Here is a 26,499-nt window from a genome sequence, read left to right on the forward strand (position 1 = left end):
TTTGGTTATGTCCCTCGCTCCACTCTCCCTGCCTAACGATGCCGGCTGTGTGCTTTACATCAAGCACATGGTCTGCGCGCGCGGTATTCGGGTGGTGCGGCGGGAGCTGGAAAGCCTGGGGCTGCAGGTGCTCGATGTGCGGCTGGGCGCGGCCACGGTTTTGGACCAGGCTGGGCAGCTGGACTGGGCCCGTATTCGCCAGGCGCTGGCCACGGCCGGCTTTGCCCTGCTGGAAAGCCCCGCGCAGGCGCTGGTGGACCGGGTAAAGCTGGCCGTGGCCCAACTGCTGCGGCGCTCCGGCAACACGCTGCGGCACCGCGAGTTCGTTCCCGCCCTGGCCCGGGAGGTGGGCCTGGACAGCCGCCGCCTGCACGCGGCCTTCGCCCAGCTGCCCGGCCACGAAAGCCTCATCAGCTACATTACCAGCCAGCGGCTGGCCTACGCCCAGGAATTGCTGCAGACTTCCCGGCTCGACATCGGGCGCATTGCCCGGCAGCTAGGCTACGGCAGTTTGGCGCACTTTTCCGGGCAGTTCCGGCGGTTTGCGCAGTGCTCCCCCTCGGCCTACCGGCAGCAGCTGGCCTTTACACAGAGTGTTGATTAGCAGGCCAAATTGTGGTTATCCAATATGAAAGTTCGACTGTAGAAACTTACCTGGCTCCGTTCCACGTTTTGCTTCTCTTTCATCTTTCACAGCACCACGTCCTTCTATGGCCAGAATTACCAAAACACTGCAACTTCCCATGCCGGCCGATGCAGTAAATCAACAGCGTGCCCTACAATTTTTCGAGGCATACAACTGTCAAATGATGGTTGGCCCCTCAGACACACCCTATTATCTGGGGACGCCCACGCCTCGGGTTTGCCGGTTTTGTGGCAGGACGGAACCAGAGGTGTCGTTCCGAAAGGATGCGCATGTGATGCCCGATTTTATGGGCAACCGCAACATTCTATCCTACTTCGAGTGCGACACGTGCAACGCGTTGTTTGCGAAGTACGAAGACTCCTTCGCCAACTACTTGGGCGTAGCCCGAACCTTTAACCAGATTAAAGGCAAGAACAAGAAAGTCCCCAAATTCAAGGACAATAAGACCGGGCTGGAGGTATCCATGGGCGCGGAAGGTCTGCACATCAAGACGATTCAGGGCCAGGACCCGCTCATCATTGATGCGGCTACAAATTCTGCGCAGCTGGTTACCACACGTCCGAGCTACGTCCCAATTCATCTGGTCAAGCTCTTGTTGAAAATGGCCCTCTGTTTACTTGATGAACAGGAAGTGGCCGATTATGCGTGGGCCAGACGGTTCGTTACTTCGGAGGAGCACGATGCAGCAGCCCAAGGAATGGACCTGCTTAGCGTGATGATACACTCCATTCCCGGTCCGCCGGTGTTTCCGGCACCCTTTGCCCAACTCTACACCCGTAGCGAGACAGCGCCGGCTAACATTCCGGAAAAGGTGTTTGTGCTCTACTATGCCAACTACTACTTTCAGTTGGCACTGCCCTTCAGTCGAGTCGATAAGGTTCGTTTTTTAGCCATTACACCCCCTTTGAAGACCATTGACATCCCCGTTTTCCCGCTTTTGATTGGGGAAACGTGGTTGGCCGATTACGGCCCCGCCTCGTTTAAACGGGTCGATTTTACCTCAAATCAGAAGCGTGTAGGCGAAGAGCATCGGTTTTCTCTTTCCTTCGAGAAAATGGTGGAGCTACCGCTTGACCCGGTAGCGCCAAATGATGCAAGCCACGAGGCAATTGATGTAAAACCAGGCTAAGCCCGACGGGTATAAGCAGGAGTAGCTTCGGCTTACTCCCCTCCACTTTAACGCTTTTACCCATGCACGCCCAAAACCAATCCCTCCTCGACGCCCTCAACGCCTGCATTGCCGCCTGCGAGCACTGCGCCACCGCCTGCCTGCAGGAAGACGATGTAAAGATGATGGCCCGCTGTATTAGCCTCGACCGTGACTGCGCCGACGTGTGCGCCCTGACCGCCCGGCTGGTAGCCCGCGGCTCGGAGCATGCCGCGCACCTGCTGCGCGAGTGCGCCGAAGTCTGCAAGGCCTGTGGCGACGAGTGCGAAAAGCACGGTGCCCACATGCAGCACTGCAAGGAGTGCGCCGAGGCCTGCCGCCGCTGCGAAGAAGCCTGCCGCGCCGGCATCAGCGTAGCCGCATAAACTCGCTGCTGATGGCGGGGGACGGGAAATCATGCAAGCCCCCTGCGCAATTCTGTACCCCGGTGGTGCCACCTTGGCCGCAGCTTTGCGTGTTGTATTTGCACGAACCCGGTGTGGGTTCTTAACTCAACTCGTCATGAAAACGCTTCAATTCAAAACCAACATCAACTGCGGCGGCTGCATCAAGGCCGTCACGCCCACCCTCAACGAGCAGGCCGGAGCCGGCAACTGGCAGGTCGATACGGCCAACCCCGACAAGATTCTGACCGTGACCTCGGACAAGCTCACGCCGGAGGAAGTCGTGCAGGCCGTCGAGCAGGCCGGCTTTAAGATAGCTGCTGCGTAAACAGCCTTTGCTCTCTTCAAAACGCCCGGCTTATGTCGGGCGTTTTTGTTGGCGCTGGGGTTGCCGGACAGCACTCGCCAGCCCGCAACTGCCCTTATTTACCCTACCTGACCGCCTGACTATGTTTTCAGATTTCCCCAACTTACACCCCTTGGTCGTGCACGTCCCCATCGTGCTCATTCTGCTGGGCGCGGCCTCACAGGCCGTGCTGGTTTTCAAGGACTGGGAGCAGGTTCGCTGGGGCACGCTGCTCATACTGGCCGGCGGTTTTGCGGGGGCGCTGGCCGCCAGCACCACGTTTCACGCCATGCCTACGGGCCTGGCTCCCCGGGCGGCGGCCGTGTTTGCGGCCCACGAGAAGTTTGCAGGCTACACGCTGTGGCTCTCGGGTATCACGCTGCTGCTGCGCGGCATTGGGCAGTTCTTTAAGATTCAGCGCCGCGCCTATGAAATCCTGGTGCTCGGGTTTGCCCTGGCGGCGGCCGGCGTGTTGTCGGTGGCCGGCCACCGGGGCGCGCAGCTGGTGTACGTGGAAGGGGTGGGGCCGCAGGGCCACCTGGTGTCGAAGCACCACGGCCACGAAGACGATGAGGAGGGCGCAATGCCCGGCATGGAGATGGAAACCGGTGGTCAACCCGCCAAAGCGGAAGCGGATGACCACACCGAAAATCCCGCGCCTGGCCACCAGCCTCCGGCTGAAAAGCCCAGCTCGGCCGACATGGCGGGGATGGATATGAGCAGCCCGCAGCCGGCGCGCCCGGTGGCCAAATCGGAGAAAATGGCCGACATGCCTGGCATGCAGATGTCCGCCCCCAAAACCTCGTCAAAGATGCCTCCAGGCATGAAAATGAATCATTCGGCCAGTCCGAATCAGCGGGAAGAGATGCCCGGGATGGCCAGTATGCCGGGCATGAAGAGCCAACCGGCGGGGGCGAAAAAGCCCGGCAAGGCGCAAGCCGGGATGGAAGGAATGGCGGATATGCCGGGTATGAAAATGCCCGTCGCCCAGCCCGCGCCGGCCCCGGGCAACATGGCCGATATGCCCGGCATGGAAAAGGGCCAGGTCATGCCCGCCACGGGCTCGATGCCCCGCATGCAGATGCCTAACCCCCTGGACAAGTTCCGTTTCAAGGACAACAACCCGGCCCGGAACCAACCCTCGCCTAAGCACTAGCCCCTTATGAGATTATTACTCCTACTCTCTTTTCTGCTGGCTTCTCTCGGAGCCGGGGCACAGTCGATGCCCGGCATGGCCATGCCCCAGCCGCAGGAATCCTACCTCACCCAATCGGTCCCGCCGGCTAAGCAACTGCAGGGCACCGTGGTCATGCCCCGGACGAGCTACGTGGGCAAGCGGGTTGAATACGACCTCTACGTGGAAGACCGGATGGTCAACTTCACCGGCAAAATGCGCCACGCCATTGGCATCAACGGCCAGATTCCGGCCCCCACACTGCGCTTCAACGAGGGCGATACCGCCGTTATCCGGGTGCACAACCAGATGGCCATGGAAACCTCCGTGCACTGGCACGGCCTGCTGCTGCCCAATCAATATGACGGTGTGCCCTACCTGACCACGGACCCTATTAAGCCCGGCACGGTACACACCTACACGTTTCCGCTGCGCCAGAGCGGCACCTACTGGTATCACTCGCACACCATGCTGCAGGAGCAGGCCGGGCTTTACGGCTCCATCGTGGTGCAGCCCAAGGAAATTCAGTATCAGCTGAAAGAGTACGTGCTGGTGCTCTCCGACTGGACCGACCACCGGCCCAAGGAAGTGCTGCGCTACCTCAAGCGGGCCGGCGAGTGGTTTGCCGTGCAGAAAGGCGCGACCCAGAGCTACGGCGAGGCCCTGGCCGCCGGCTACGTAAAGGACAAGCTCAAGCAGGAGTGGCAGCGGATGCCGGCCATGGACGTGGCCGATGTGTTCTACAACAAGTTTTTGACGAACGGGCAGGAACTGAGCTACTTTAAGGACGCCCAGCCCGGTGAGGTAGTGCGCCTGCGCGTCATCAACGGCAGCGCCTCGTCTTACTTCAAGCTGCAGTACGCCGGCGGGCCGATGCAGGTCATCGCCGCCGATGGCATCAACGTGGAGCCCTTTCCGACCAGCAAGCTGGAAATCGCCACCGCCGAAACCTACGACCTGCTCATCAGCGTGCCCCAGATGGGCGCGGCCGAGCTGCGGGCCACCTCCTCCGACGTGACGGGCTACACCTCCGGTTATTTCGGGCAGGGCGAGCCGATGCGCACCCCCGACCTGCCCAAGCTCAACTACTTCCAGATGACGCGGGAGATGAACAGCATGGGCAACATGAGCGGGATGCGCATGGGCGGAGCCGGCCAGATGAGCCCGAAAGGCGCGGCGGCCCCGGCCGGCGACAACATGAAAGGCATGGACATGAGTGGCAGCCAGGCCGCGAAAGCTCCTGCGGCGGAAGGCGGAGCCACCCCGGCGGGCATGGACATGCAGCACGGCACCGCGCCGGCCACCTCCACCGCCCCGCCCCGCAACCGCCCAATGAACCAGCAGGAGAAGGGCGGCATGGGCATGGGCAGCCTGCAGGATTCGGGCAGCATGGGGGGCATGGACATGGGCGGAATGGCCATGGGCGGCATGAGCGGCGACTTCAACTACAACCAGCTGCGCGCTCTGCACCCCACCACCCTGGACTCCACCAAGCAGTGGCGGGAAATCAACCTCACCCTGACCGGCAACATGCTGCGCTACGTCTGGTCGTTCGATAACAAAACCCTGTCCGAATCCGACAACATCCCCATCCGCAAGGGCGAAAACGTGCGCATGGTCTTTCAAAACATGACGATGATGCGCCACCCGCTGCACCTGCACGGGCACTTCTTCCGCCTCGTCAACGCCCAGGGTGCGTACTCGCCCCTGAAGCACACCTTTGATATTCAGTCGATGGGCAAGGTCACCATCGAGTTCGACGCCAACGAGGACCAGGACTGGTTTTTCCACTGCCACACCCTCTACCACATGATGTCGGGCATGGCCCGCGTCATCAGCTACGAGGGCAGCCCCCGGAACGAGTACGCCCGCACGGGCTACCGCCACCTCAAGCGCGAGGACAACAAGCTCTACCCCTGGGCCGATTTAGCGGTGCATTCGCAGGGCAGCTTTCTCGAAGCTAACCTCTCCAATAACAAGAACGCCCTCGAATTTGAGGGCCGGGTCAACTACCAGGGCAACTACGAAACCGAAACCCACCTGCTGCGCTACCTCGACAAGCGGCAGTTCCTGGCCGCCTTCGTGGGCTACGACCTGCGCGACAACAAAACCCTGCGCTCGGCGTCGGACAGCGAGGGCGGCAACCGCCGCACCGAGGACAACAACCGCAACTTCCGCCGGCAGGCCGAAGTCGGCGTGTACTACCTGCTGCCCCTGCTGGTGCGCGCCGAGCTGCGCACCGACCTCACCGGCCAGGTGCGGGCCCAACTGGAGCGCCGTGATATACCGCTGAGCAACAACGTCTTCATGGACATCCGGGGCAATACGGACCGGGAGTTTACCCTCGGCTTCCGCTACATGGTCAGCAAATACGCCTCGCTGAGCACGAACTACGACAACCAGTACGGCTGGGGCGCGGGCCTCACCTTCCACTACTAACGGCAGCTTGAAGGTAAGTAATGCCCCTACTGCCTGTTTTTCGCGTTATTCTATCCACTGCCGCCAGTTTGTCCCTGGCATTGGCCGGTTGCCGTTCGTCTGTTGTAGTCCCGAAGTTTCCCGCTACCGCCGGGTACCATCTCCCGCTATCAGCACAGCATTTTGATACGGTGGCAACCATCACCGCCCACGATGCGCCTACCATCCCGCAACGGCCGCTACCTACGAAAGTCCGGCCCCAGGTCGTGAGCACGCGGGACCACGTGCCCAGAACAAAACAGGAGCCGGCGAGGAAGTTGGGCAGCAGGTATGCCAAAGCAATAGCTAACGATACTACAGCCCGCTTTACCCAGCCCACTGCCCCGCGCCAGCCACGCAAGCCATTCAAATTATTTAGCGCCCAAACGCTGGTGCACTACAGCCTGCACTTTGCTTTCCCGGCCGTGCTGGCGCTGGTGTTTTTTCCCTTGATGTGGCAAACGGCTTACCTGATTATGCTGGCCACGATGCTCATTGACCTGGACCACCTGCTGGCCAAACCCATCTTCGAACCGCGGCGCTGCAGCATCGGCTATCATCCGCTGCACTCATTCTATGCCGTACCGGTGTACGCCTTGCTGCTCCTGCTGCCAGCGACGCAAATTGTCGCCGTGGGCATCCTGTTCCACCTGTTTACGGATACGGTGGATTGCTTGTGGAGCTTCAGCCACTGCCACGAGTGCTACCTCAACTCCCGTATTTACGCCCTGCGCAATTGGCTGCGGAAGCTCCTGGGACGCGAGGCTAGGGAGTAAGCTACTTACACGCCTGCACCAGGGCGCTCACGCTCAGCGTAGCAGTAGCGTCGGTGGTGTAGTTGTCATTGTTCACGCACACAAAAAGCTGGCGCGTGCCCGGCGGCAAAGTAATGGGACGGGTTTCTTGGGGCGTATTCGACGCGGCCCGCAGGCAGGCCTGCACATTTGTAATAGTACCCTTCGTCGCCAGGAACTGGTTGGCCGCGGCCGGGTCGGCGGTGATATACCAGTGGCACTTAGTGCTGACCGTGGGCGGCGCATTGTTGCCCTGCTTGGTTAGGGCCGAAGCGGCAGCGCCCAACAGGGCTGGGGCCGCCGTGCCGCCGCTGCCCACCACTGCGGCCATGGCCAGCGCCGTAGACCATGATACCGGCGGCTGGCCCTCGTCGCGCACGTCGAGCTTGTAAACGATGCCCACCGTGCCGTCCGGAATATCGACCGTGAACACCTTGCGGCTGGAGTGCATGCAGTTGCTGCAATGAATGGAAGCATTGCTCAGCGGCAAGGCCTCTACCAGACGGGATGCACACTTGATTTCCCGCCCGTCCTCACGCCAGCTGCGAAAGTCGGCCTGCTGCACGCCGTTCAGATACGTACCCCGAAAACTGACCTGGCCGTTCTCGTGCCAACCGCAGCACAGGCCCGTGGGCTTGTCGGGCTTTTCGCTGGCCATCTTGCCTTCCCATTGCTTTTTCCAAGAAGGGTAAAAGTAGTCGCGCACGGTGCCCATCGTTTTGCCCGCCGCGTCGTGGTGCGCAATGCGGGCGTAGGCAACTTCTTCCAGCGTTTCGGTCCGTTCCCAGTCGCGGTCGAAATACACCGTGTCGGCCGGGGGCAAACTCACGGCCGCCGGCTTGGGCCGCTGGGCCAGCGCAGGGATGCTTATAATAAGGAGTAGAAAAAGCAGCGGGTAATTTTTGGCCATACAATAAAAGTGAGCAGCGGAGTGGGAATGCGGATAGTAAAAATAATGAGAAGATTTCGGGGCGCGCACCGCCTGGTTTTTCGGGCGGCTCCAATCACGTCCGTCTTCTCCCCGTTTCAGAGTTTAGGAACCATAAGACTTACTTATCGGCCCTAAACTCTCTGTATCTTTACCACATCCCACAACTACCTTTTTGCAATTGCAAAATATGCTGTACCAAGTCGACACTGCTTTGCTGGCCTCGCTGGTTCGCACGAAGCGCGCTACCCAGACCTTGCGCGAGGCAGCCGAGGAAATCACCCAGACCATCGGCCAGGTCAGCGTGGGTACGCTACTTCGGGTCGAGCAACAGCGCGTGCCCGACCTGCCGGTATTCCTGCACTTTTGCAACTGGCTCGACGTGTCGCCGGCCCGGCTACTGTACTGCGCCGCCGCGCCGGTGGCGGCACCTGCCGAAACCACGGCGGCGACGGTAGCCCGGCTGCTGCGCTCCGACCGCCGCTTGGAGCCGGCGATGGCCAACGTTCTTGCCATTATGGTTGAAGCCACTTATACGCACCTGGCCACCCATGAGTAAGCAGCAGCAAGAACCAAAGGGAGAAAAAGGCCTGACCGTAGTAGCTGCTGACCGGCCGGCGCTGGCCCTGGCCGCCGACCTGGCGAGCCGCGTGGCCCCCAATGTCGAACGGTATCTGCTACGTGGCCTCGAAGGCTCGGACAATACGCGCCTAGCGTACTCGGCCGATTTGCGCTCCTACGAGGCTTATTGTGAATTGCACCAGTTCGCGCCCTGGCCCGCCGCCCTGGAAACACTGGCCAGCTACGTGGCGCACCTGGCCGACGTGGGCCGCAAGCTGGCCACTATCAACCGGCACCTGGCGGCCATCGAGAAGAACCACCAGTTGCTCGGGCTGCCCTCGGCTATCAATGCGCCGGCGCTCGACGTGCTGCGCAAGGGCGTGGCGCGGGAAATTGGCAAAAAGCAGAAGCAGGCTCCGGCTTTCTCCGTGCCGCACCTCAAACGCACTATCGACCGGCTGAACCTATCGCGGCCGGACGGGCTGCGGGCGCGGGCGCTGCTGCTGCTCGGATTCGCGGGCGCCTTCCGCCGCTCGGAGCTGGTAGACATTAATCTGGAGCACCTGGAAATGGTGCATGACGCGACCGACGAGGTCTTGGTAATTACCCTGCCCAAAAGCAAAGCCAACCAGGCAGGTGAAGTCGAGCAGAAAATCATTTTCTACGGTGAGAATCCAGCGTATTGCCCAATCGGGGCCTATAATGCTTGGATAGCTCAACTCGGGGGCCGCACTGAGGGCCCGCTGTTTGTGTCACTCAAACGAAGCCGGCCGGGCGAGCCAGGCAAGCCCACAGACAAGCGCTTGGCTGACCGGCGCGTCAACCTGCTGGTGAAAGAGCACTTGGGCGCGAAGTATTCGGCTCACTCGCTACGGGTATCGTTTATTACGACTTCCAAGCTAGCTGGCCAGAGCAACGACTTTATTAAGAACCAGACCAAGCAGAAAACGGACGCTATGATTAGCCGCTACACCCGGCTCGATGACATTATCAAGTATAATGCGGGCCGCTCTCTGGGGCTATAGCCCCCAGTTCAATCGAGGTTGTTTCGCACTTTTACAGGATGGAACACCTGCTCCAGCCTCGGCACCCGCTTGATAAGTATCACCAGTCGCAACTGGAATTTTTAGCTGCGCTCCCCGAAGAGCAGCGGGCCGAGCACGCCCGCTTGTTCCGGCTGGGCAATGCCAGCTACCGCTATCAGCAGCAGGCCGTGGGCGAAATCACCGAAGCCGACTACTTGGACTGGCTCGAAGGCTTGCCCGCCAATATGCGCCGCGTGGTCGAGCAGGAAGGCTTCGAGCAAAGCAAAAGCAGTCTGGCGCTACGCCGGCACGCGCTTGAACGGCGCGACCAAGGCTATTCCGCCTTCATGCAGGCCATCCTGTCGCCCGCAGACTGGGCCTACCAACAAAGCTTAATCCCGGAATCGTGAATTGCCCTGCTCCCCTCGCTGCGGCGCTGCAAGCGGTGGCCGCCGGCTTGCCCGATGCCACCAACCACTACTTCGTAAAAGCCAACTACTACGACCACGTCGATGGCGACCAGGAACGGTGGTGGCTGGCCGTCATGTGGCTCAACGAGGAAACGTCGCGAAACTTTGAGCTAGGCCCGGATGCGCTGCAGCTTGATGTGCTACTCGATGGCCGCCGCCTCGCTCACTGGACGCGCGTTAGTATTCCTTACGCTGAAATCTGGGACATTCTGCACCAACGCACGAAAGGCAGCCCCAATCCCAATGGGTGGGCTACCCTTCATTACGACCACGCGGCCATGCGTATGCCCCCCGTGGGCTAGCTCACCGCCAACGTGGCCAGCTGGTGAAAAGCGGCCTCGTCCAGCCGAAACCGGTCATTGATAGAAAGTGAGCTACGGCTGTTAAACAGCGCATAGTTCACTGCGTTGTAGGCCAGCCACAGATTGGCCGGCGTTTCCAGCAGTTTTACTTCTTCTGCCAGGCGGTCCATCGCATTACGCGCCAACATCTTCGGGACGCCACTTTCGGCAATGACACTGGCCAAATCTTCGGGCGTGGGCTGCTTGGCCAATTCCTTGTAGACACTGATGGTGGGGCTCAGGGAATGGGCCTGGCGCTGGAAGGCCGTGAAGATGATGGCTAGTTGCTTTTTGAACACGTCCAGGTTGAGGCCTTTGTGGTGAAACTTCTTCTCCACCAGCACCTCCAACTCCCGGTGCTCCTTGCGCTCGGTTTGCTCGACCAACTCGGCATCTTTGATTTTCAAGGCATCCTTGTACTTTTTCGGCTTGCCGTTCAGCAGCCAAGTCAGGTACTGGTCTAAGCTCATGTAGTCATCGGCCCAACCCATCAGCCCGTTGGTGCACACCTTGCGGTAGTAACTCACCCGCATTTTCGACGTGGTGGTGGTTTCTAAGTGCTCCTTCAATGCCGTGCCTTGCAGGGAAAAAGGAGTTTTTCCTGAATACGAGTTATTAATAATCATCGACTTATACAGCCGGTCCTTCACTTTAGCATTCGCTGGGCCCGACGAGATATTGATTTCGTCCGGTAATATCAGGTTGATAGAAAACTCGCCCTGGGGCGTGAAGCTGGCATCAATCGTGTGCTCCGGTAGGTATAGTTCCGCCGCCTCGCGCAACACTTCGTTTTTAATCAAACTGTATTCACCGCTTTGCATGGCGAATATGTTTTTCGTCCCATCCGGCAGCTCCCCCATAATGGCCTGCTTGCGGTCGTTGGGCACAATGCGGTAGCCAACTGGCAGAATGCTTTCCAATGGTAAGGCCTCGACTGGAAAGCAAAGGGCGTCCCAGGTGGTAGCTCGGTCTAGTTTGATGCTTTGCTGGCTCATGGAATGGGTTTTATGGCTAATTGGCACACCTAAGATACGAATTTTATTTGCAATTGCAAAAACGCAATTGTGATTTTATGATTGTAAATAAGCAATTGCAAAGTCATGAGTAGTCACGTCCGATTACTTTAGAGCTTCACTCTGACACACGATGCTTTCATACTTACCCGCGCTACTGTTGCTTCTTTCGTCCTCACCCCGGCCCGCGCCAGTGTATGTATGTGAAGGGTCTGCTTCCTACGCCTATCACATTTCACCGCGCTGCGAGGGTTTGGCCTGGTGTACGCGAACAGTAAAACCACTCACCAAGGCTGCTGCTCTGAAACTGGGCCGCCGCCCCTGTGGCCGCTGCGCTTATAGGAAGTAATCGATGACCTCCCCCGCCCTGACTAGGGGGAAGCGGCAGCTGACGCTTACAAATCCCGCACAGGGCCTTGTCGCCAGGCCTCGTAGAGGACAACTACTTTGCCAATATCCAGAGGACTTATGGCAGCGGCGTTGCCCTCTTTCCGCATAAGCTCCGTTGCATGCCGGGCCGCGTAGCTAGCTTGGGCCTCCTCAAAGCGTGCTGCATTGGCTACCAGGAATTCATTGAATGCCTGTCGTTCATTCTCATGCTTGAAAATCAAAAATGGCGAGGTGCTCCCTCTCGACTCCATTCTGCCGCGTCCTTCGGTCAGGAAAATCAAGAACCGGCCCTCGGCCGTGCTCATGTCATAGAAGTAGTAACGCAGTTCCCGGTCTGGCAACTCTACGTAATCGACGTCCGGCGCTGGCAGCATGAGCCGCATTTCATCGAGGTAAACATAGTCCAACTCAAACAGTGTAGTTGAGTTAAGCTTGAAAGTAGCGGTGCCCAGAAAGGAATTCTTATTGGTAAAAAAGTAGCTGTAGGGTTCCCAGAAAGGCTCTGGTGCGGAAAACTTAATCCGATAATCGGGAAAGTTCTGGTGGTAGGCGTATCGTTTGTTGCCCAGGTCTTTGAACCACTCTTCGGGCTGGCCCAGCAAGTGCTTCATGCGCTCAACCGGCAACATATCCAGCCCGAGCCGCTGCCGCCACATTTTTTCGATGCGCAATAAGTCGGCTGATGAGTTCAGCGGCGTATTGGTATCTCCTACCCGCGTGTAGACGTGGTGAGCCATTACCTTCCGGCCCCTATCCTGATAATCCTGCGTCAGCCAGTAGGGCTTGTAGGGATTGTCGAAAATCACCAGCACGTCTATTTCCTTGCCGTCCAGCACCAGCGTTTCCAACTCAACTTCTGGTCGGATACTGCCGGCAAAATGCTGGTTTCGGATAAAGTCGATATAATTAGCCTGGCTCTTTCGACCAGATTCCACTGAAGAAAGACCTACGACGTTTGCGCCCTTAGCTGGGTCCTCGACGCCAAAAATCAGGTACCGCTTACCCTGATACAGGGAGTTAGCTAGGCAGAGCAGGTCATGCAACAGGTCGGCGTTGTTGTCGTGGTGCTTGACCTTGAAATCCCAGTGTTCCCCTTCGCGCTTTGAGGCAATCAGCTTTCTAACAACGGATTCCAGCATACGTGAGGCTTAATGAGCATTAACTAGGAGAGTAAACCTTCCGCAAGGTAGCAACTTGCTTGCCCTGTCAAGGATAGCCATTAGCAGTGCGTAGCTCCGCAAAAGGTCGGCTTGATTCAGGGCACAAGGTCAACGGTGAATACTGCGCAAGTGTAACCTATTGCCAATTTTATTAGTTACTGTTCTACTAATTAAATTGGCACACGTTACTTTGCGCTCCACTTATCATGTTGAGCTATGCGCGAAATAGAATTAATACGAGTCCCAGCGCCTACTTCAGTTCCATTCCTGCTACCTTATTTCAGTTGCCTGGTGCCGGCTGGTTTTCCTTCCCCAGCGAACGACCACGCTGAAGTCGAGGGCTTATTCGACTTGAATCGGCTACTGTTGCGGCACCCGGATGCCACGTACCTAGTGCGGGTATCGGGCGAGAGCATGGCGGGCGCGGAAATTCACGCCGGCGACTTGCTAGCCGTGGACAAGCACCTGGAAGCGGACCATAACCACGTGGTGGTCGCGGTGGTCGAGGGCGAAGTAACCGTCAAGCGGCTGGTGCGCAAGGGCCAAACCTGGTGGCTGATGCCCGAAAACCCTGCTTATAGCCCCTACGAGATTACCGACCCGGATGGGCTGCGAATCTGGGGAGTTGTGACCCACGTCGTGCACGAGTTGATACCCGGCAAGCTGCACGCCTTACTTCATACCCGCGAATAAATATGTACGGTCTACTGGATTGCAACAATTTCTACGTCAGCTGCGAACGAGTCTTCCAGCCGCGCTACGAAGGCCGGCCCGTAGTGGTGCTTTCGAACAACGACGGCAATATCATCAGCCGCTCGGCCGAAGCCAAGGCGCTGGGTTTGAGAATGGGCGACCCGTATTTTCAGGTAAAGGAACTGCTGCACCAGCATGATGTGGCCGTCTTTTCGAGCAATTATGCCCTCTACGGGGACATGAGTCGACGGGTGATGTGGTATCTGGGCCAGACGGCACCGGCCGTGGAAGTGTATTCTATCGACGAGGCGTTCCTGGACTTGGCGGGGCTGGAAAAATACCACGGCAGTCTGGATACCTTCGCCCGGAAGATTCGGGCGGGCGTCAAGTCCCGAACGGGCATTCCTACCTGCGTGGGCGTGGCCCCTACCAAAACCTTAGCCAAGCTCGCCAACCGCATTGCCAAGAAGAACCCGGACCTCGTCGGGGTGCTCTACCTCGACAACGCCGAGCGCAGAGCTTGGGCCCTGACGCAAGTGGAGGTGGGCGACGTGTGGGGCATCGGCCGGCAGTACGCCGCCAAGCTCGCCGCGGCCGGCGTTGGCACGGCCGCCGACCTGGCCCGCGTACCGGATGCCTGGGCGCGCAAGCACCTGGGCGGGGTGGTGGGGGCGCGCCTGGTGCAGGAGCTGCAAGGCCGTCCCTGCGCGGGGCTGCACCCTTCGGAAGATGGCACCCTCAGCCGGCAAAGCCTCAGTTGCTCGCGTACCTTCGGCCGGCCGCTCAGCGCTTTCTCGGATGTATTAGGGGCGGTATCAGCCTTTCTCTCCCGGGCGGCCGAAAAGCTGCGGGCACAAGGTGACACGGCCCATGTGCTGACCGTTTACATCAGCAAAAACCGCTTTGCTACCAACGTGCAGCCGCCCTTTTCGCGGTCAGCCACGCTAACATTGCCCATCGGGCCAACTGCCGATACTACGGTGCTGCTGAGCTATGCCCGCGCGTTGCTTAATCGACTTTGGGAGCCAGGCACAGTTTACCATAAGGCCGGCGTGGTGCTTGATGGCCTAGAGCCACCCGGAGTAGGCCAACAGCTTACTTTATTCGCTCCCACGCCTCCTGAACCCGAAAACAAAAGGGAGGAAAAAACTGCAGCAACCGGCCGACCGGCTTTGATGGCCAGTCTGGATGCGCTGAATTCCCGCTTTGGGAAGGGAACTGTACGCCTGGCTGCCGCAGTGCCAGCCCCAGGGCGTGGTGGGGTAGTCGGGAAAGCCCACGCCGCTCCCTGGGAGGGTAAAGCGCAGTGGCGCTCCCCGGCTTTTACTACGCGGTTGGAGGATTTATTAATCGTTCAGTAGCAATTAATATCCAGCCTTAGCAAGCCAAATTCTTTAGCTTAATTTTGATTACGATGTGGCTCGCGCCTTATCAGCCTTTCTCCCTTATAACGTAGCATGAAACTCATTCGATACCGGGTTACCAACTTCCGTTCTGTTATGGATAGCGGATGGATTGATTGCGATGATGTTACTACGCTAATCGGAGTTAACGAGGCAGGAAAATCCAACCTGCTGCTGGCTTTGTGGAAGCTCAAGCCAGCACAGGGCGGGGCTATAAATCCTCTGCAGGACATGCCAAGGCGGCATTATGCCGAGTGGCGAGATGCGGAAGAGAAGCCGGTCTTTATCGAAACCCAATTTGAGCTGGCACCCGAAGTGGTGGCGCAGGTAGTGAAGCTTTCCAACGCTATTCCTGCAAATGTCAGATTCGTAGAAGTCTCGCGTGACTTCAGCGGCACGCGGTTTGTGCGCTTTCCAGACGCAACTACAGCCAGTGGCATCCCCGCTGAGCTAGCCAGTGGTATTCTGGCAGCATCCCTTGAGCAGTTGGCTGCTGCTACTGAAGTGGGCAAAGGCGAAGCAGGCATTAAAGACAAATCGGCAGCAACGCTGGCGGAAGCCAAAGCGCTACTAGAAGCAGGGCTAAGCGCAACTGGCCGCATCTATGAAAAAACGCTGAATGAAGTAATTCAGCTCTTTTCTGGGGTGACTAGCAGCGCGCTAAAAGGCTCCACTATTGCGCCGCTGATGCTGCAGGCGAAACAGAAACTGGAAGGGTTAAAAACCGCGCTGAATAAGCCGGCCCCGCACAACCTGGAAGAAGTTCGCAAGCTCATTGTTGCGAAGCTGCCTTCGTTCGTGTACTACTCCAACTACGGCAACCTCGATTCGGAAATCTACCTACCGCACGTAATCAAAAACCTCAGTCGCACTGACTTGAGTGGCACTACCGAGGCTAAAACCCGAACCCTACGGGTGCTATTTGACTTTGTGGGGCTCGACCCGAAGGAGATATTGACCTTGGGCAATGAGGCAAAACCCGAACAATACTCGGAGATAACAGAAAAACAGATACAGGAAGTAGCCGAGCAGAAGAAGGAGCGCGACGTGCTGCTGCAATCAGCTTCGTCGCTGCTGACGCGCAAATTCCGGGAGTGGTGGAAGCAAGGCGACTATACTTTCCGTTTTGCCGCCGATGGCAGCCACTTCCGCATCTGGGTATCAGACAATATGCGCCCAGATGAAATTGAACTGGAAAACCGCAGCACAGGCTTGCAGTGGTTTTTGAGCTTCTACCTGGTGTTCCTAGTCGAAAGCCGTGACGCACACGAAGGGGCCATTCTGCTGCTTGACGAAGCGGGCTTGTCCTTGCACCCAATTGCTCAGAAAGACCTTAGCAAGTTTTTTGAGCATTTGGCCACCACCAACCAGATTATCAATACCACCCACTCGCCTTTTTTGATTGATACGAATCACATTGACCGGGCAAAAGTGGTATTCGTCGACGACAATGGCTTCACGGTTACATCGAGTGATTTGAAGGCTCCGCAAGCCGAGCAGGTGCGGCAAGGGCGCTCGGTGTATGCCGTACATGCGGCGCTCAATCTGAGCATTTCGGAAGTATTTCTCCAGGGTTGCTTGTCCGTCATTGTGGAAGGCACTTCCGACCAATATTATCTGAGCGCAGTGAAGCTCTTTCTCATTGGGGAAAAGCTTATTGCACCTCATCAGGAAATCGTATTTGTGCCCTCGGGTGGGGTTCGTGGTATGCAGAGCTTGGCGTCTATTCTTTCGACCAAGGAAAACCAGCTGCCATTTATCCTGCTTGACTCTGATAAGTCTGGCCTGGATATGCGAACCAAGCTGTTGAGTGACCTGTACAAGGGCAGTGACGACCGGGTACTACAGGTGCAAGAATTCAACGGCATGGCCCAGGCGGAGATTGAGGACCTGTTCCCGATTGAGCTGCTGGCATTTGGCATCAATAAGCTGTTTCGTGCGGTAGACGATGAAGCTTTTGAAGACGTGTATGACCCTAAGCTGCCTATCATCAACCAGATACAACAGTTCGCTGCGAAACATCAGGTAATATTGCCTGGGGGCTGGAAGGTAGAGCTGGCTAAACTAACAAAAGCCCGACTACTTCAGCGTGGCCGTCGCGACTTGACCGACGAAGTGGTTGCCGCCTGGACTGCTCTATTTCAGAAGTTTCAATAGCCACCTGGGCGCAGAAAGCTGGCAACGCCTTCCGCTACTTTATGGTGTACGAGCGCCGCGTGGTGGACGGGGCCTATAAGCTAGACGACTTTTTGAACGTATTGCGGGAGGTATAGCAGTTGCTTTCTAATGAAGGCGTCTGAGAAAAACTGGCTTTATTTACAAGCAAATTTCCAGACTGGCATTCAGCATGGGCCGTTATAACTTTTGTGCTTAATGCCCGAGTCGATATTTGACCAGCCTTTATCCGACCAAAGCGGTCGAAACGCACAACGCGGCTTTATCTATCAGAACCATTTAGGGGCTCGGTTTTGCCTTGAAATGTTGCTGGATACCAGCCTGCATCAAGTGTGGATGGAAAGCCACGATGACATTACGTTGCTCTGGAACACTGGTACTCCAGAAGCGGTATGCGAGTTCGTGCAAGTGAAGCATATGGAATTACCATCTCGGTGGACGGTAGAGAAAATCACGCACCGGGATGGCGGTAATGCAGGCACTTCGCTATGCGAAAAATCTTTGGCGCAGAGCCGTCACCAGGAAATAGCTAGGTTCCGCATTGCTACTTCCTACGATGTCAACGACACGCTGAAACCCATTAAGCTACCTCTGGGTTCGCCTGAACGCGCCACCCAGCATTCGCAAATTCAGGCTCTCATTGCTAGTATTAGTCGGCGCTTTAATGGCAGCCCACCACTTAGTCCCAAAGGAGAGGATATCACCTACTGGGCCGAAAACTGCTGGTGGGAGAAATGCCCTGACAGTATTGAAGCCTTATGGGCTCTGAATATCCAGCAATTGAATAGGGTTTTGCAAGTAAAAGGGCTGCGCTTGGAAATCGAACATCGCGATGAGCTGTACCTCCAGTTGCTGAGTAAGGTAGAACTCTGCTCTTATCGGGAGCCTTATCGGGAAAGGACCAATTTTAAGCTAGAGCGCCAAGAATTAACTGACTGGCTGGCAGAGCGCGTATACAAATTCAACCAAGGGCTAGCCGATACAAATTCGCTCAGCACCAAGCTGCGTGCTGCAGGCTTTGCAGCAGAAACTATCGCCGCAGCGCAGGAACTGAAACTGAAATACTTAGGCGAATGCCTTTCCAATGATTTTTGCGAACCCAGAACCTTACGGTTGTTGGAGGGCGAAATCCTGGATGCTCTGCTTGCCCTACGAAGCGAAAAGTATGCCCCCGGCTCTACCTTGAGCCCAAGAGAATTCCATGACTTGTGCGCGCAGACGGCCAAGGCCATCTTGCAAGGAGAGATGCTACATAATGGTGCAATTGGGGATAAGCCTATTCCCGGGTTTTTGGCTGTGGGGTATATGTATCAAGCAACGGACCGGTGCTTCGTACAATTTATTAATCCCGCGTAGCTCATGGAATCGCTGAAAACTGCCGGCAGAATCTCCAAGGGATTAACCCTAACCTCGGATGATTTTATTGAGTCCCACGCTTCGCGTCTGCTGCTGCTTGTGTTACTGTGTGGCAGCAAAGACCGCGCTACCTCCACCCAGAAAATCGAAGGATTGACTAAGCTGGCAAAGCTTGATTTTTTTGTTCGTTATCCTGCGTTCTTTCAGCGAGCCGCCCAAGCATTGGGGCATAATACCGTGGCAACAGAAAACAATAACTCCGACTCCAAGATGATTCGCTTTCACTACGGCCCTTGGGATAAACGCTACTACCAAGTTATTCCCTATTTGGAAGCCAAAGGGCTGTTAACTGTTACTAAGAAAGGCAGTGCCTACAATTTTACACTGACCGAGTTAGGCACTCGCATTGCTCGGCAGTTAAGTGAAGGTACGGGTTTCGAATCCTTGGTAGCTAAAATGGCTAAAGTAAAAGAGGTAATGAGCCCATTAAAAGGGAATCAACTAAAAGAGTTGATTTACAAACTATTTGAGCAAGAAGTAGCCAATAAAAAACTTAACGACATCATCTAATGGCCCGGCTACTTTTCATCCAGCACATTACCCGTATAAAGGCTGATGGAGCAGAAGAAACCCTCGAATTTGAGCCGGGGGTTAATCTGCTCGTGGGGCCTACTAATAGCGGTAAAACGGTGTGGCTGTCGATGCTGGACTATCTACTGGGTGACCGTAGCGGCGTGGAGGAGGCATTTGGTGTTGAAGATGTCAACGGAATGCTTTTAACTGATTCCTATGTGGCGCTTCGGGCAGTAGTGCGAATTGGGGATGAAGAATTCCTGCTGGAACGACACTGGAAAGAGCCCGGCCTAAAAACCAAAACTATTGTCGATGGAGCAGCGCTCGGGCCAGAGGAATTCTCGCATTTCATGATGGAGAAGCTCGGCATTCCGTTACACCGGTTTGTCAAGGGCAATCCCTACGCTGACTCTAAATTGGTGGAGATAAGCTTCCGGATGATGCTTCGGCATATGTACTTGCAGGAGCGATTCTGGAACGATATTGCTGAACGCCAGCCTCCTGTGGAACAACATGCAGTGCTAGCCCAGATGCTGAGCTTGACAGATGCCATCTTCTCACCTATCACTGAGCAGATTATGGAACGCCGTAAGGCTTTGCTTGCTTTACAGGCAGAGAAAAAGCAGTTCGAATCTGTGCTTGACCGTATTGTGCGAGGATTTAATCACGAAGGAGGGAGCGACATTGTTTACTCCAATGATATCACAGCCCAAGCCCGTATTCAGGAGCTACAAGCTAAAAACGCCACTTTATTAAAGTTGCGTAACGATGTCATTTCGGGTGGGGTAAGCACAGCTCTTCAACGTACTGATATTGGTAATTCAGTCGAAGTCAATTTATCGCAGCTAAAAGCGTCACTCGTTGCCGACCAAGAACGGACTGCGGAAGACCGGGAGCGCCACACAACACGATTGCAGAAGTTTGAAGGTATTCTAGCCAACGTCGACCTGGAACTAGACCGATTAAACCGCTTGCAAACCGCCGGCAGTGTATTTGCCGACCTAAAAGTGACTCACTGCCCCGCCTGCGACCAGCCTGTTATTGACGATGAGTCTGACCCCGACAACTGTTTTTTATGTCACCGGCCCCTCCCTATTGAGGAAGTATCCAACCGGTTAGATTATGAATTGAAACAGTTAGGAGATGAACGCAGGGAACTACTGGAAATCATCGCTAAGATGGCTACCGAGTTAACGGCCATCCGAAATACAGAAGCTAGACTGGTGGAACAAGCAGCTCGTGTAGACCGGGACCTAACTCCTTTACGAGAGCAAGTTACAGCACTTGTTGACCCTCGCCTAAGTCGGATTGATGCTGAGCGCGGTCGTATTGCAGAGCAAATTGAGAATTATCGCCGCATTGCTCGGAGCTTGGAAGTACGTAACCAATTGGTACGTGATATCGAGGTGGTGACCAAGCAAATTCAGGTATTGGAAAAGAATGAAGCTCAACAAGCTCCAGTCGACTTCCAACAGCCTGCTGATGATTTAACAGCAGGTATGATGCACTATATCAATGAAATTGCGAAGAATAAGCCTGACCGATGGCCACTGCAAGGTCGAATTGACTTAACCATCAATGAGCGCGGATTTAATTTTAATATTGGTCGCACAAAATGGTCGTCTATTGGTGCTACCCTACGTGCTTACTTCTTGCTTGCCTATCACTATGGATTATTGCGCCTTTCGCTTAATGAACAATACAAGTACCCTGGCTTCTTAATCATTGATTTTCCAGCTGCTCTTGCTGATGGTGCATCCTTAGACGAAGCTGAAAACTATTTAGTACAGCCTTTCATCGACTTATGCAACGGCACGGAAGCAGAACTACAAGTTATCATTGCTGGCCGTTCCTTTGAAAATATTCAGGGAGCTACGGTTTATAAATTCAATAAGCAGCGTTGAGTTTTAGAGGTCGACTTCCTTTCAATGGCATCACGCTTGATTATTAACCGGACTTAGATAAGCCATTTGTTCCTGAAACGTAGCCAATGCTCTAGCATTCGGCAACAGGAAGCGTTGGCTGGGGCTGTCCGGTGGAAACTGTAGCAACTCGTTCGGCACGTCGAGGCTCCGTAACAGCCGGTGCAGCAACCGGGGCTCCTCCTTCTTCAAATTGCCGTTTTTCAGATTGATGATGGTGGTGTAGGGAAACTTGTGCGCCTCGCAAAACGGTAGCAACCCACCCCGCGCAATCATTTTCAACCGGCTCTGGGCGTAGTGCAGCGCGTCCTGATAAGGCAGGGCCAGGCTCAGGTCGGGAAAGCTCAGGGGCGCTACTTCCGGCCCGCGTTTTTCTTCTTCCATGCTTTGTAGCTTTTAATCATTTCGGCGGCCTGTTCGGCCGTGGTGGTTCGGGCCTGCTCTTCCGTACAGTCGGGCTTAAACTTAGCTTTTACCTCCCCATCGGTGACATAGAGGCCCCACTCGTTGCGGCCGATGGTGTACTTGCCCACGGTGGCCAGCACGTTTTTGGCGGCCTCGGCCTGGGCTTTGATGAGGTAATTGACGGCCAGCACCGGGGTAACGGCCGCGGCCGATATGCCGGCCGGCACGTTGAAGTACTGCTCGCGCCACTTCAGGTAAACGCCTTTCGGCCCCTGCCCTACTACCACCGGCTTGCCTTCATGCAGGCCCACCTCGCGGGGAGCCGACGCCCGGCGCTGGCTGATTAGGTCCCGCGCCTGCGCTTCGCTCAGCTGCGCGGGGGTGATGCTTTCGGGAATGTTGTAGTATTTCTCGGCGTGCAGAATGTAGGGCCCGTTTTTGCCGGTACCCACCAGCATTTCCGTGCCCTCGAACTGGCCGATGAGGCGCTTCTGCAGCTCAGCCCGGTCCGGCGTGAGCTGGTCGGCGGCGGCCACCCAACCCAGTAGGTTCTGGTCGAACATCGGCACGAACTGCTGGTAGGTCTGCTGGCCCCGGGCAATCTTGTCGAATACGGCCTCGCAGCCGGCGGTGAACTTGTAGTCCATCACCTTGGGAAAATTGCGCTCCAGAAACTCCGTGACCTGCGTGCCGGTGGCCGTGGGCAGCAGCTTGTCCTTATCCGCGCCCAGCGTCTCGCTGCGCTGGCTGGTACTCAGCTGCCCACCCTGCCAGGTCAGGACCTGCGCAGTGAGCTTCTTGCCCGCCACGCTGCCGGTGCTGATGTACTGGCGGGCGAAAATGGTGCGTAGGATGGATGCGTAGGTGCTTGGCCGGCCAATGCCTTGCTTTTCCAGGTCCGCGACCAGGGTGGCCTCGTTGTAGCGCTTGGCGGGCCGGGCAAAGCTCTGCCGCGCCTCCAGCTTTACCAGTGTCAGCGCCTCGCCCTCCTGCACCGGATGCTTGAGCGTCGTTTCCGCGTCGTCAGCGGGCTCCTCCCCTTCTTCCTCGGCGTCCTGGTACACGGCCAGGTAGCCGGCGCGGGTGAGCACGCGGGTGGAGCTGGTGTAAGTGTCGGCAGCATCGGCCGCCGGCGCGAGGGCTATGGTGGTCTGGTCGTACTGGGCGGCCAGCATCTGCGAGGCCAGGGCGCGGGAGTATATCATCCGGTAGAGGGCCTGCTCGTCGGGCGTATCGCCGGCCTGGGCCTGCTCCCAGTGCGTGGGGCGGATGGCTTCGTGGGCTTCCTGCGCGCCGTCCTTGTTCTTGGTCTGGCGGGCCTGGAACTGGCCGGCCCCGAACTGCGCGGTAATCTGCGCCTGGGCCTGCCGGGTGGCTTCTTCGCCCAGGTTCACGCTGTCGGTGCGGATGTAGGTAATATGCCCGCCCTCGAAGAGCTTCTGGGCCAGGTCCGACACCTTCTGCACGGTAAAGCGCAGCTTTTTCACGCCCTCCTGCTGCAGCGTCGAGGTGGAGAAGGCCGGGGCGGGCTGCCGTTCCACCGGCTTTTTCTCCACGCTCAGCACCCCGAAGTCCGCGCCGCGGCCAATCTGCAACAAGTAGGCCTGCCCTTCATCGAGCGCCGCGAAGGGCGGGGCCGTGCGGCGGGCGCGCAGTTGCTCGCCTTGGCTGGTCTGCAGCGTGGCCACCACCGGCACCGTAAACGTGTCGGTGAACTGCTGAATCTGCCGCTCCCGCTCCACCACCAGGCGTACGGCCACTGACTGCACCCGGCCCGCCGAGAGGCCGGCCGCCAGCTTGCGGTTGAGCACCGGGCTGATGGTGAAGCCCACCAGCCGGTCCACTGCCCGGCGACCTTCCTGGGCGTGCACTAGGTGCAGGTCCACTGTGGTGGGCGCAGCCAGCGCGGCTTTGATGGCCTTCTCGGTGATTTCCTGGAAGGCAATGCGCTTGGTCGTGCGCGGGTCGAGGCCCAGCACTTCGCAGAGGTGAAACGCAATGGCCTCGCCCTCCCGGTCGGGGTCGGTGGCCAGATACACGCCCTGGGGGCCGGCGGTTTTGGCCAGGCGGCGCAGGTTGGCCACCACGGACTTCTTATCGTCGCTGACGATGTATTTCAGGGCGTGGCCGTGCTCGCGGTCAATGCCAATATCCGCCCCGCCCACGGGCAAATCCCGAATGTGGCCCACCGAGGCGGCTACTTCGTAATCGGGCCCCGCGTAGCCCTTGATTTTTTTAATCTTATTGGGGCTTTCGACGATAATAAGCTTCATGCTGGGTAGCTAGTACGCAGCGAAACTACCAAGCCCAATTAGCCCTTCTCGGAAAAAAGGACGAGTGGTAAAAAGTCGGCGGTGAAGTGCAGAAACTGGCTACGAGTGGTAGCCAAGTTGGTGCCTGAGTTATGCGTTTACTGACTAAAAACTAGTATTCCCCGACCGCACCAATAGTCTCGACTTGCGGCCTCTGTATAACTTGCCGCGAAGCAGGAACATAGCAAGGGGTTCCAACTCTACAGCCAATCAAGTAAACTTATACAATGAGTTGGATAGAAGCGAAACACCGACGTTCAGAGGAAAAGGCTGAACTTTTGCAAAGTGCAGAACTTGAAAAAATAAGGTTAGCCCGGAAAAGACTGTTTGAAAAGCTTTCAGCACTCGGCTATGATAATCATGGATTGTCAATTGAGGAGGTTGATGTAACCTATCTTTTTTTGTCAAACGATACTGATTGTTCTGATTATGGAACAGATACTTATCGGTTGGCAAAGGAGCTTAACGGTCGTGGCAGAATCCTGAAACTAGAAACGCTCAGCCCGTCCATGCTGCATCAACATGGCCTATATGCGCATCTGGCTAATTCCCCCGCATCATCTGGCTTCCCTACTGCATGCAGCTACTCAACAGCGCTCAAGGCTCTTCTAGAACTTGAAAGGAAATACCAATACAAGTCTGCTCAGGTAATTGAGGCTTCCACTGTGTATATTACTTTCAAACACGAAGGGGCGACTAGTTTCGTCTCAACGGATGAAATTATGCCGGACGGGTCACCTCGTCAAGTAAACAAGCAGTTACCCATCGTTTGCGATAAGGATTATTTCAATGTGAGGACGCTCTTCTTATTGGTGAGCACACAGCATTAGTCCGAATAAATGCTGGTTAAGTTCATCACAATCAACTTACTTCTGGCTGATTTTTTTTAAAGCGCGGGCGGCCCAACGCCGGCGCAGGCGGCTCGATGGGGTTGTCCATCTGCTTCTGGGCCAGCTTGGTCATCGTAAGCAGGTCGGACTTGGCCAGCTCGGCCACCTTCACCAACTCATCCAGCGTGAAAGTGCCGGGCTTGGCCATACGCACGTTGAGCGTGTTGTGTGAGATGCCGATGTGCTTGGCCGTGTCGCTGCGCATGCCCAGGGCGTGAATCAGTTCGGCCAGCGAATTATAGGAACTTGGTTTGAGCATAGCCGGGGCCGCAAAGAGGTCTAACACGAGCAAAGATTAGTCAATTTTTGCAACATTACGGCCCCGGCCGCCCCGTAGTTCGGCTATTCAAAAAAGGTGGGTGCCTGGTAGCGGAGTATCTCCGCCCCGTCCGGCTCGGTGATGCGGTCGAGGTAGACCAGCACGTTGCCGTCGCGGGCCTGGCGCTCATCGGCGCGCTGCCAGACAGCGTACAACTCGGCGTAGGGGAAGAAATTCATCTGGTCAAAGCCGCTGGCGAAGCCCTGCACCATTTCCGCCACCTGCTCTCGCTGCTCGTGGGATACCTCATTGTAGACCCAACGCAGAAAGTCCGCCGTGTCGGCCGGCAGGTCGAAGTAGGCCACCGTCTGCGGCACCGTGTGGCTGCCCATGTAAAGCAACAGCTCCCAGAGCCGGTAGTGGTCTTTCTCCCGCTGCCAGTACTCCACGATGTCTCGGCGACCAGCTCCCACGGGCTGCCCGGCAAACTTCATCGTGCCGGGGTCGGCTTCGAGCGCTTTGCGGAAACCGTAGTCGGTAACCCAGTCCTTTTTTGTGAGGTTCTGAAAGTTGTACATGCGGGGCGAATAGTCAGGCGTTAGGGAGGCAAGTTAAGGCAAAGCCAGAACTGAAAAACCACTTTTTATAAGCGGCTATTCTAGCCTCAAGGTGGGTAAAGGGATATCCCACTCGCGGTAGGCGGTGGTATAGCGGTCGGCCACGATGGCCAGGCGCTCGGGCTGGTCGTCGCGCTTTATCCAAACGTGCGAGCTGCCGCAGTGCACGCAATAGCCAGGCCCCAGCAGCTGGCGGGCCGGCTCGGCAAACTCGCGCAGGTCGGCCGTATCGGGCGCAGCCTCGATAAGCTGCCGCAACTGCTCCAGGCGCTGCGCTTCGGTGGAATCGGTGGGCTGCTGCTCGACGGTCAGATAAGCCAGCTGCGGGGCAAAAACGGGGCTATTCAGGGGGTGCTGAGTGGTTGGGGGCATGGCAAGAAGAACAAATGAGAGAAAATGGCTACCTAACGGGTGCTGCTGCTGGCCAGCTCCCGCGCCAGCAGCAGCACCCGGGCGTTGTGGAAGGCCTGGCCGAACACGCCGCGCTGGTAGTCGCGGGCCAGCTGGCCCACGTTGGCAAACTCGTAGCGCAGGCCGGTATCGCCCAAAGGCTGCAGAAACTGGTCGGCCTCTTCGGCGCTGAAGCCGCTTAGGTCGCGCCCGTCGCTGAGCAGCAGCTGCACGCCGGGGCGCTCGTGTCGGCCCCGCTCGTAGGTGGTGTATATCAGGCCCACGGCCCGCTCCCGGGCATAATACACGGCTTCGCCAACAACTAAATCCTGGGACTGGGGCATGGCATCAGGGTTAAAGTAGCAGGAGGGAAAACTGACCGCCCTGGTCCTCACGGGTAGCCCGCAGGGCCTCGCGGCCGATGGGGCGTACGGCCCGCACCAGGGTGTTAAGCGCGTCGAAATCGGTTTGGGTATCGATGCGGAGCCTGAGCCGCTGCGCCACTTCGGCGGTCAGGCCGTCGCTGTCAAGGCCTTTGCCCAGCTGCAGCATCAGCATTTCCACGTCGGTAATGGCGGCGATAACCCGGCTGCGATACTGGTTCCAGCCTAGCTGGATGATGGTGGGAGCTTCGCTGGCACGCATCAG

General features: G+C 57.0%; 28 protein-coding genes. 18 read left to right on the forward strand and 10 right to left on the reverse strand.

From position 1 onward, the window contains the following. The first annotated feature begins 7 nt into the window (after positions 1-7). The 7 genes from I2H31_RS19775 (at position 8) to I2H31_RS19805 (ending at position 6,950) form a co-directional block, all read left to right on the forward strand. Positions 8-604, forward strand: a complete 597-nt coding sequence (locus I2H31_RS19775) for a helix-turn-helix transcriptional regulator (RefSeq protein WP_196294793.1) — start codon at positions 8-10, stop codon at positions 602-604. 106 nt (positions 605-710) lie between these two features. Further along, a complete protein-coding gene (locus I2H31_RS19780; protein WP_196294794.1) occupies positions 711-1,775 on the forward strand; it encodes an HNH endonuclease in 1,065 nt (354 codons plus the stop codon). A gap of 62 nt (positions 1,776-1,837) precedes the next feature. Further along, positions 1,838-2,179 carry a four-helix bundle copper-binding protein gene (locus tag I2H31_RS19785; RefSeq protein WP_196294795.1) on the forward strand — a complete coding sequence of 114 codons (342 nt, stop codon included), beginning with the start codon at positions 1,838-1,840 and terminating at the stop codon, positions 2,177-2,179. 136 nt (positions 2,180-2,315) lie between these two features. Then, on the forward strand, positions 2,316-2,525 hold the full coding sequence (locus tag I2H31_RS19790) for a heavy-metal-associated domain-containing protein (RefSeq protein ID WP_196294796.1): 210 nt from the start codon (positions 2,316-2,318) through the stop codon (positions 2,523-2,525). A gap of 151 nt (positions 2,526-2,676) precedes the next feature. Next, positions 2,677-3,699, forward strand: coding sequence for a DUF2231 domain-containing protein (locus I2H31_RS19795; protein ID WP_196294797.1), 1,023 nt, complete (start codon positions 2,677-2,679; stop codon positions 3,697-3,699). A gap of 6 nt (positions 3,700-3,705) precedes the next feature. Continuing rightward, positions 3,706-6,156, forward strand: coding sequence for a multicopper oxidase domain-containing protein (locus I2H31_RS19800; protein WP_196294798.1), 2,451 nt, complete (start codon positions 3,706-3,708; stop codon positions 6,154-6,156). A 410-nt stretch (positions 6,157-6,566) separates the two neighbouring features. Then, the gene (locus tag I2H31_RS19805; protein ID WP_317192248.1) at positions 6,567-6,950 is read left to right on the forward strand and encodes a DUF6122 family protein; all 384 of its coding nucleotides are present in this window, start codon (positions 6,567-6,569) and stop codon (positions 6,948-6,950) included. A 1-nt stretch (position 6,951) separates the two neighbouring features. Here the strand turns inward: I2H31_RS19805 and I2H31_RS19810 are convergent, their stop codons facing one another. After that, complete coding sequence (locus I2H31_RS19810) at positions 6,952-7,878, reverse strand: toxin-antitoxin system YwqK family antitoxin (RefSeq protein ID WP_196294799.1); 927 nt, start codon at positions 7,876-7,878, stop codon at positions 6,952-6,954. Between the two features lie 208 nt (positions 7,879-8,086). Between I2H31_RS19810 and I2H31_RS19815 the strand changes: the two genes are divergently transcribed. The 4 genes from I2H31_RS19815 to I2H31_RS19830 are packed head-to-tail and all read left to right on the forward strand — an operon-like array spanning position 8,087 to position 10,254. Next, positions 8,087-8,455 carry an XRE family transcriptional regulator gene (locus I2H31_RS19815; RefSeq protein ID WP_196294800.1) on the forward strand — a complete coding sequence of 123 codons (369 nt, stop codon included), beginning with the start codon at positions 8,087-8,089 and terminating at the stop codon, positions 8,453-8,455. Next, positions 8,448-9,482 (forward strand): site-specific integrase, encoded by a 1,035-nt coding sequence (locus tag I2H31_RS19820; RefSeq protein WP_196294801.1) that lies wholly within the window; start codon positions 8,448-8,450, stop codon positions 9,480-9,482. The genes I2H31_RS19815 and I2H31_RS19820 overlap by 8 nt, the downstream gene beginning before the upstream one ends. Before the next feature lie 38 nt (positions 9,483-9,520). Then, positions 9,521-9,892: a hypothetical protein gene (locus tag I2H31_RS19825; RefSeq protein ID WP_196294802.1), complete on the forward strand. Its 372-nt coding sequence runs from the start codon at positions 9,521-9,523 to the stop codon at positions 9,890-9,892. Then, positions 9,889-10,254, forward strand: a complete 366-nt coding sequence (locus tag I2H31_RS19830) for a hypothetical protein (protein ID WP_196294803.1) — start codon at positions 9,889-9,891, stop codon at positions 10,252-10,254. Before I2H31_RS19825 ends, I2H31_RS19830 begins: the two co-directional genes overlap by 4 nt. On the opposite strand, the gene I2H31_RS19835 is transcribed toward I2H31_RS19830, so the two are convergent. Further along, entirely contained in the window at positions 10,251-11,288 is a 1,038-nt protein-coding gene (locus I2H31_RS19835; protein ID WP_196294804.1) for a hypothetical protein, read from the reverse strand. The two genes, I2H31_RS19830 and I2H31_RS19835, sit on opposite strands and share 4 nt — an antisense overlap. A gap of 413 nt (positions 11,289-11,701) precedes the next feature. Beyond that, a complete protein-coding gene (locus tag I2H31_RS19840) occupies positions 11,702-12,835 on the reverse strand; it encodes an ATP-binding protein (RefSeq protein WP_196294805.1) in 1,134 nt (377 codons plus the stop codon). Between the two features lie 237 nt (positions 12,836-13,072). Here I2H31_RS19840 and I2H31_RS19845 point away from each other — a divergent pair, with 237 nt between their 5' ends. The 6 genes from I2H31_RS19845 (at position 13,073) to I2H31_RS19870 (ending at position 20,960) form a co-directional block, all read left to right on the forward strand. Continuing rightward, complete coding sequence (locus I2H31_RS19845; protein ID WP_196294806.1) at positions 13,073-13,549, forward strand: LexA family protein; 477 nt, start codon at positions 13,073-13,075, stop codon at positions 13,547-13,549. Positions 13,550-13,551: 2 nt separating this feature from the next. Then, the gene (locus tag I2H31_RS19850; RefSeq protein ID WP_196294807.1) at positions 13,552-14,910 is read left to right on the forward strand and encodes a Y-family DNA polymerase; all 1,359 of its coding nucleotides are present in this window, start codon (positions 13,552-13,554) and stop codon (positions 14,908-14,910) included. Between the two features lie 96 nt (positions 14,911-15,006). Beyond that, entirely contained in the window at positions 15,007-17,109 is a 2,103-nt protein-coding gene (locus I2H31_RS19855; RefSeq protein WP_196294808.1) for an AAA family ATPase, read from the forward strand. Positions 17,110-17,325: 216 nt separating this feature from the next. Beyond that, the gene (locus tag I2H31_RS19860) at positions 17,326-18,483 is read left to right on the forward strand and encodes a dsDNA nuclease domain-containing protein (RefSeq protein ID WP_196294809.1); all 1,158 of its coding nucleotides are present in this window, start codon (positions 17,326-17,328) and stop codon (positions 18,481-18,483) included. 3 nt (positions 18,484-18,486) lie between these two features. Continuing rightward, entirely contained in the window at positions 18,487-19,053 is a 567-nt protein-coding gene (locus tag I2H31_RS19865) for a hypothetical protein (RefSeq protein WP_196294810.1), read from the forward strand. After that, complete coding sequence (locus tag I2H31_RS19870; protein WP_196294811.1) at positions 19,053-20,960, forward strand: hypothetical protein; 1,908 nt, start codon at positions 19,053-19,055, stop codon at positions 20,958-20,960. Before I2H31_RS19865 ends, I2H31_RS19870 begins: the two co-directional genes overlap by 1 nt. 30 nt (positions 20,961-20,990) lie before the next feature. Here I2H31_RS19870 and I2H31_RS19875 read toward each other — a convergent pair whose 3' ends face one another. Continuing rightward, a complete protein-coding gene (locus I2H31_RS19875) occupies positions 20,991-21,362 on the reverse strand; it encodes a hypothetical protein (protein WP_196294812.1) in 372 nt (123 codons plus the stop codon). Further along, complete coding sequence (gene topA / locus I2H31_RS19880) at positions 21,332-23,656, reverse strand: type I DNA topoisomerase (RefSeq protein WP_196294813.1); 2,325 nt, start codon at positions 23,654-23,656, stop codon at positions 21,332-21,334. The genes I2H31_RS19875 and topA overlap by 31 nt, the downstream gene beginning before the upstream one ends. A gap of 266 nt (positions 23,657-23,922) precedes the next feature. On the opposite strand from topA, the gene I2H31_RS19885 reads away from it, so the two are divergent. Then, positions 23,923-24,525, forward strand: coding sequence for a hypothetical protein (locus I2H31_RS19885; RefSeq protein ID WP_196294814.1), 603 nt, complete (start codon positions 23,923-23,925; stop codon positions 24,523-24,525). Positions 24,526-24,556: 31 nt separating this feature from the next. Here I2H31_RS19885 and I2H31_RS19890 read toward each other — a convergent pair whose 3' ends face one another. The 5 genes from I2H31_RS19890 to I2H31_RS19910 all read right to left on the reverse strand — a co-directional run bounded on the left by I2H31_RS19890 (position 24,557) and on the right by I2H31_RS19910 (position 26,496). After that, positions 24,557-24,871, reverse strand: a complete 315-nt coding sequence (locus tag I2H31_RS19890; RefSeq protein ID WP_196294815.1) for a hypothetical protein — start codon at positions 24,869-24,871, stop codon at positions 24,557-24,559. Between the two features lie 56 nt (positions 24,872-24,927). Then, on the reverse strand, positions 24,928-25,422 hold the full coding sequence (locus I2H31_RS19895; protein ID WP_196294816.1) for a hypothetical protein: 495 nt from the start codon (positions 25,420-25,422) through the stop codon (positions 24,928-24,930). A gap of 75 nt (positions 25,423-25,497) precedes the next feature. Further along, complete coding sequence (locus tag I2H31_RS19900; protein WP_196294817.1) at positions 25,498-25,833, reverse strand: hypothetical protein; 336 nt, start codon at positions 25,831-25,833, stop codon at positions 25,498-25,500. Between the two features lie 32 nt (positions 25,834-25,865). After that, the gene (locus tag I2H31_RS19905) at positions 25,866-26,195 is read right to left on the reverse strand and encodes a hypothetical protein (RefSeq protein WP_196294818.1); all 330 of its coding nucleotides are present in this window, start codon (positions 26,193-26,195) and stop codon (positions 25,866-25,868) included. Between the two features lie 10 nt (positions 26,196-26,205). Beyond that, positions 26,206-26,496 carry a hypothetical protein gene (locus I2H31_RS19910; protein WP_196294819.1) on the reverse strand — a complete coding sequence of 97 codons (291 nt, stop codon included), beginning with the start codon at positions 26,494-26,496 and terminating at the stop codon, positions 26,206-26,208. Positions 26,497-26,499: the final 3 nt, after the last annotated feature.

The organism is Hymenobacter ruricola (assembly GCF_015694525.1).
GTDB lineage: Bacteria > Bacteroidota > Bacteroidia > Cytophagales > Hymenobacteraceae > Hymenobacter > Hymenobacter ruricola.